This window comes from Variovorax sp. 01T439_2 (assembly GCF_056398445.1).
This window is the reverse complement of the sequence record NZ_JBFTPJ010000541.1, coordinates 1-5,086: the sequence shown is the minus strand read 5'-3', so window position 1 is coordinate 5,086 and position 5,086 is coordinate 1. Positions and strand designations below refer to the sequence as shown.

At 69.3% G+C, this 5,086-nt stretch carries 7 protein-coding genes and 1 pseudogene; 4 read left to right on the top strand and 4 right to left on the bottom strand.

The window, feature by feature from the left end:
- From AC1DOC_RS22730 to AC1DOC_RS22715, 4 genes are all read right to left on the bottom strand, one after another.
- Window positions 1-1,208 (bottom strand): carbon starvation CstA family protein (locus tag AC1DOC_RS22730; RefSeq protein ID WP_478130529.1); only part of this gene is annotated, 1,208 nt, incomplete at its 3' end.
- A 126-nt stretch (window positions 1,209-1,334) separates the two neighbouring features.
- The gene (locus AC1DOC_RS22725) at window positions 1,335-1,739 is read right to left on the bottom strand and encodes a hypothetical protein (RefSeq protein ID WP_015866759.1); all 405 of its coding nucleotides are present in this window, start codon (window positions 1,737-1,739) and stop codon (window positions 1,335-1,337) included.
- 133 nt (window positions 1,740-1,872) lie between these two features.
- Entirely contained in the window at window positions 1,873-2,388 is a 516-nt protein-coding gene (locus tag AC1DOC_RS22720) for a C40 family peptidase (RefSeq protein ID WP_478080425.1), read from the bottom strand.
- Window positions 2,389-2,397: 9 nt separating this feature from the next.
- Window positions 2,398-2,820 carry a DUF1801 domain-containing protein gene (locus AC1DOC_RS22715; protein ID WP_478130528.1) on the bottom strand — a complete coding sequence of 141 codons (423 nt, stop codon included), beginning with the start codon at window positions 2,818-2,820 and terminating at the stop codon, window positions 2,398-2,400.
- 116 nt (window positions 2,821-2,936) lie between these two features.
- Between AC1DOC_RS22715 and AC1DOC_RS22710 the strand changes: the two genes are divergently transcribed.
- The 4 genes and pseudogenes from AC1DOC_RS22710 to AC1DOC_RS22695 all read left to right on the top strand — a co-directional run.
- Window positions 2,937-3,497, top strand: a complete 561-nt coding sequence (locus AC1DOC_RS22710; protein WP_478080427.1) for a hypothetical protein — start codon at window positions 2,937-2,939, stop codon at window positions 3,495-3,497.
- Between the two features lie 372 nt (window positions 3,498-3,869).
- A pseudogene (locus AC1DOC_RS22705) lies at window positions 3,870-4,013 on the top strand (PrsW family intramembrane metalloprotease); the annotation flags it as partial.
- Between the two features lie 21 nt (window positions 4,014-4,034).
- Window positions 4,035-4,466 (top strand): hypothetical protein, encoded by a 432-nt coding sequence (locus tag AC1DOC_RS22700; RefSeq protein ID WP_478130530.1) that lies wholly within the window; start codon window positions 4,035-4,037, stop codon window positions 4,464-4,466.
- An 11-nt stretch (window positions 4,467-4,477) separates the two neighbouring features.
- Window positions 4,478-5,086, top strand: a 609-nt coding sequence (locus AC1DOC_RS22695; protein WP_478130527.1) for an extensin-like domain-containing protein, incomplete at its 3' end; no start/stop codon positions are given.

The following is a 5,086-nucleotide window of genomic DNA, read 5'->3' as shown; positions in this document are numbered from 1 at the left end:
GTGCTGCCCACCAGCGCGGCCGGGCTGTTCATTGCAAAGTAGATGCCGGGCTCGATGCACGAGGCCGCCACCAGCGCCATCACCGCCACGAAGGATTCGGCCAGCATGCCGCCGTAGCCGATGAAGCGCGCATGGCGCTCGTTGTCGAGCATCTTGGGCGTGGTGCCSGAGSWGATCAGYGCRTGGAAGCCCGACACCGCGCCGCAGGCGATGGTGATGAACAGGAACGGGAACATGCTGCCCGACCACACCGGCCCGCCGCCATTCGCAAACTGCGTGAGCGCCGGCATCTGCAGCGTGGGCATGACGAACACGATGCCCAGCGCCAGCGCAATGATGGTGCCGATCTTCAGGAAGGTCGACAGGTAGTCGCGCGGCGCCAGCAGCAGCCACACCGGCAGGCTCGCGGCCACGAAGCCGTAGCCCACCAGCATCCAGGTAAGCGCCTTGCCGTCGAAGGTGAAGAGCGGCGCCCATGCGGGGTCCTGGCTCACGGCCTGGCCGCCGAAGATGGCGAGCATCAGCAGCACGAAGCCGATCAGCGACACCTCGCCGATGCGCCCCGGCCGGATGTAGCGCAGGTACACGCCCATGAAGAGCGCCACCGGAATGGTGGCCGCCACGGTGAAGGTGCCCCACGGCGATTCGGCCAGCGCCTTCACCACGATCAGCGCCAGCACCGCAAGGATGATGATCATGATCATGAAGGTGCCGAACAGCGCGATCATGCCGGGCACCGTGCCCATCTCCTGCTTGACGAGGTCGCCGAGCGAGCGGCCGTCGCGCCGCGTGGAGATGAACAGGATGATGAAGTCCTGCACCGCGCCCGCGAACACCACGCCCGCCAGCACCCACAAGAGCCCGGGCAGGTAGCCCATCTGCGCTGCGAGCACCGGGCCCACCAGCGGACCGGCGCCCGCAATGGCCGCGAAGTGGTGGCCGAACAGCACGTTCTTGTCGGTCGGCACGTAGTCCAGGCCGTCGTTGTGGCGGTGCGCCGGCGTCTTGCGGTTGCCGTCCAGTCCCAGCACCTTCTCGGCGATGAACAGGCTGTAGTAGCGGTAGGCGATCAGGTAGGTGCAGACCGCGGCGGTCACCACCCACAGGGCGTTGACGCTTTCACCGCGCGTGAGGGCCACGGTGCCGAGCGCGAATGCGCCGGCCACGGCCACGACGAGCCACACCAGGTGGCGGCGGATGCTGTGCATGGGAATGTCTCCTGGGAATGAACCCGGGAGTTTTGCCGCATGGGCGCGCGGGCGCATCCGTCGGACCGCGCGGCCCGCGTGCGTGGCTTTGCGTAATGGAAAACCCTGAAGGGCCTGTGAACAGCCCTAGCGCACGGTCGACATCACCGTCGCGCGGCAGCGGGGCTGGTCGCGCGGCGCCAGCAGGTTGCAGTTGTCCAGCGCTCGCTGCTGCATGTCGCTGAGCCGGGGTTGCTCGCCGGGCGGCGGGCCGTCCCACTGGCGGTAGGCCGGCGGCGGAGGCGGCTGCTCGGCCCAGCGCTCGCGGCGTTCGTATTCGCGCCGCTGCTCGCGTTCGTAGGCGCGCTGCTCGCGGCGGTCATAGCGCTCTTCGCGGTCGCGCTGGATGCGCCACATGCAGGTGTTGAAGTCGACGCCGGAACGGCCGCTGGCGCAGTAGCGGCGGTCGTTCTCGTAGAAGTCGCCGCGCTGCGCGAACGCCGGGAGGATGGTGGCAATGCCCAGGACGGCCAGGGCTAGGATTTTTTTCATGGGGGACCTCTCCGAGCTTCGGTGATACCGGCACAGCATGCCACACCGGCCAGGCCGTCCCAACGCAGGCATCCCCGTAGAACCAACGGCAACACCCGCGCGTTGAGTGGGATTCGGGCCGCTTTTTTCCGGGCTAGAGCCGGCGCGCCTGCATCGGCTGGCGCGACCAGTAGATGCCGTCCAGCCGGTCGAGCCGCACCTCGCCGCCCGTCGAGGGCGCATGCACGAACTGCCCGGCCCCCACGTAGATGCCCGCGTGCGACGGCGTGGAGGCGCCGAAGAGCACCAGGTCGCCCGAGCGCAGTTCGGACGCGGGCACGGCACGGCCGAAGCCGGCCATGCGCGCCACCGTGCGCGGCGTGGCCTGGCCCGTGCTGCTTCTGTACACGTAGCCGATGAGCCCGCTGCAATCGAAGCCGCCCTCCGGCGTGTTGCCGCCGTAGCGGTACGGCGTGCCGACCAGGCCCAGCGCATGGATCGCGACGCTGCTCGATTGCTCGGCCGTCAGCACGGGAGGCGGCGCATAGGCGGCCCCGGGCTGCGGCGCCCGCGGCCCTGCACAGCCCAGCACCAGCAGGCAGGCGCCGATCGGGAGCAGCCGAAGCAGCGGCATGCGGGGACGTGGCGTGGGTGCGGAGGCGTCGGGCATGTGGTTCCTTCAGGACTTGGCCGTCTTCTTCGCGGGCTTGGGCTTGCCGGCGCTGTTGAGCGCCACCGCCTCGCGCACGAGCGCCTTGAAGGCGGCCCCATCGATTTCGTCGCCTTCGAAGATGTCGATCGCGCGGCGCATGTTGCCGTCCAGGCTCGCGTTGAAGAGGCCGGCCGGGTCCGGCAGCGAGGCGYCCTTGGCGAAGGTGAGCTTCACCTTGTCCTTGTAGGACTCGCCCGTGCAGATGATGCCGCCGTGCGACCAGACCGGCGTGCCCATCCACTTCCATTCCTCGACGACTCCCGGGTCCGCCTGCTGGATGAGCTTGCGCATGCGGCCCAGCGTTTCGCCGCGCCAGCCGCCGAGCTCGGCGATGCGTTGCGAGATGAGTTCCGATGCCGGCTGGCCGGTGCTCGCGTCCGACTTTTTCATGTTCTGTCCTGGAGGTTCCGAAGCAGCTTCATTGCAATGACCGTGGAGGATAGCCATGCATCGAAGCAATGCAAGCATGGCCCGTGTCCCGCCCGTTCATATGGCACGATCGCCGCATGCCAGAGCCCTCCCGCCGCATACCGTACCGCACCTGGCCAGGCGCGCTCGCGGTGCTGCTCGCCATTGCCGGCTACGTGGGCGGCCTGAGCTTCTGGGACAGCCGCACGCCCGGCAGCCGGCCGCTGGCTGCGGGAGAAACGGTGTCAGTCGGCCACGCGAGGTTCGTTCCCGCCAGCGGATGGGAGATGGACGTGTCGCGCTCCAGGGCCGGCCAGTCGCTGATGCTGTTCAAGGGCGGCCACAAGTTCCTGGTGACCACGCGCGCCTGGGCCGGCGGGCCCGACGGCCCGCTGGTGCGGCAGCAAAGGCTCATGGAGCGCGGCCAGCGCCTGAACATCGATGGCGACGTGTCCGACTTCGTCACCTCGTGGGGCCTGCAGGGCAAGACCTTTGCGTACTATGGATCGAAGCTGGCCGGCCGCTTCTGGCAGGTGGTCGACCTGCAGCGCCGCTCGCTCGTGCAGATCGATTGCTACGGTGCCAGCGAAGGCCTGAACGAGGCAATGGCCGATGCGCGCAGCATGCTCGAATCGATGGACCTGGAGGCACCGCAGTGAGCCCGCCCGCCTTCGAGGGCCAGCAGGACCGCGGCGACTGGCCGATCGGCACCGATTCGTTCTTCCAGCCGCAGCGCGCGGCCTTCTGGCTGCTGGCGGCGCTGATCGTCAACGGGCTGTTCTACACCGTCAACATGTTCTCGATGGGGTTCCGCGTCGTGCCCGTCACGGCCCTGCTGGGCATCCTGGTGTGGGGCATCTACACRCTGCTTTTCCTCCTGGTCTTCCGCACGCTGGACCTGCTCGAGCAGCATCCGCCGGAAGCCTTCGTGCTGGCCTTTGCCTGGGGCGGGCTCGGCGCCGTCTACTTTGCCGCGCCGGCGAACATCGCCATCCAGAGCCTGTGCGCCAAGCTGGTGTCGCCGGTCTCCGGTGCTCGTCAACCTGCTGACGCGCGGGCTGCTGAGCGGGCTGTGGAGCCATGCGGCCTACACCACGATCGCGTCCTTCGGCGTCGCCTGGTTCCTGCTGCATCCGGAGCGTTCGCTGGCGGCGAGGATCGCCTGCGCCCTGCTGTGCTTCGCGCTTGCGTGGGCGATGCATTTCATCTGGAACTCGCCATGGCTCGAAGACCTCTTTGACGGCGGCTACGGCGACATGGCCGTGATGCTCGCCGTCAAGGGCATTCCCGCGATGGTTGCGGCCGGGCTCTTCTGGCGAGTTGCCGCACGCGAGAACGGCGCCTATCTGCATGCGCTGGCCGCCTACTTCGTGCCGGAGCGCGAGCTGATCCGCGACGACGAGTGGATCCGCCTGGGCGCGCCCTTGCAGCGCTACAAGGTTCGCCGGGAAATGGGCTGGACCTTCGGGCTGCGGGCCAGGCGCCTGAAGACGCAGCTGCAGCGCGAGCAATTGCGGCTGATCCGAAAGGCCATGACCTACGGACGCGGCGCCCAGACGCTGCGGCATGAAGTGGCGATCCGGCGCGTGCGGGCCGAACTCGATCCGCTCATTGCCGCAAAGCCCTGAGGATCGGGACCATGGCCGTGGATCCTCCGGGGCGTCCGGCAGAGCCCGCGCCTTCGCACCGCAGGCGCTGGCTGCTCGCCGCGGCCGCGGCGGGCGCCGCGCTCGCCGCAGCTGCATGGGCCGTCGCCACCGGCACCGTCGAGATTCCCGAGCGCTTCAATCCGTGGGCGCCGCTCGACGTGGCGGCGGCGCCCAACTGGCTGACCGGCTTCAAGCTCGAGCGGGCCCGCCGCGAACCCGYGCGCTGCCTTGCGGCGCTGGCGCAAACCGGCATGCAGTACGACCCGCTGCCCGACCGCGTCACCGGCCCCGGCTGCGGCTTCGAGAACGCCGTGAGGCTGCGCTCCGCCGGCGTGCGCCTGGGCACTTCGCCTTCGCTGAGCTGCCCGATGGCGCTGTCCTTCTTCATGTGGGAGCGGCACGCGCTGCAGCCGGCCGCCAGGCAGCACTTCGGCCAGCCGGTGGTGGCCATCGAGCATCTCGGCAGCTACGCCTGCCGCAACGTGAACCGCGGCGAAGGCGCCGTGCCGGGCGCTTCGCGCAGCCGGCATGCCACGGCCGATGCGCTGGACGTCGCCGGCCTCACGCTGGCCGACGGCCGCCGCATCACGGTGCTGCAT